Origin of the sequence: Marinobacter halodurans, assembly GCF_004327985.1 — a bacterium.
Taxonomy (GTDB): domain Bacteria; phylum Pseudomonadota; class Gammaproteobacteria; order Pseudomonadales; family Oleiphilaceae; genus Marinobacter_A; species Marinobacter_A halodurans.
This window is the reverse complement of the sequence record NZ_SJDL01000241.1, coordinates 1-250: the sequence shown is the minus strand read 5'-3', so window position 1 is coordinate 250 and position 250 is coordinate 1. Positions and strand designations below refer to the sequence as shown.

General features: G+C 70.4%; 1 pseudogene. It reads left to right on the top strand.

Going from position 1 to position 250, the window contains the following annotated elements:
* Positions 1–250 (top strand): annotated as a pseudogene (locus EZI54_RS24230) (hypothetical protein); the annotation flags it as partial.

Here is a 250-nt window from a genome sequence, read left to right as displayed (position 1 = left end):
TCGGTGGCCGAGGCGGTGGGTCAGGCGCAGCGTCGCCTGGCGGGTCTGTTGGCGCACGAGCATGCCTCGCTGGCGCTGGCGCAGCGCTGCAGCGGGGTCGAGGCGCCGCTGCCGCTGTTCAGTGCGCTGTTGAACTACCGCCATAGCGCGGTGGGGGATGATGCGTCGGCCAGTGCCGTTGGCTTGGAGTTTCTCGGCGGCGAGGAGCGCACCAACTACCCGCTGGGACTGTCGGTGGACGATCTGGGCG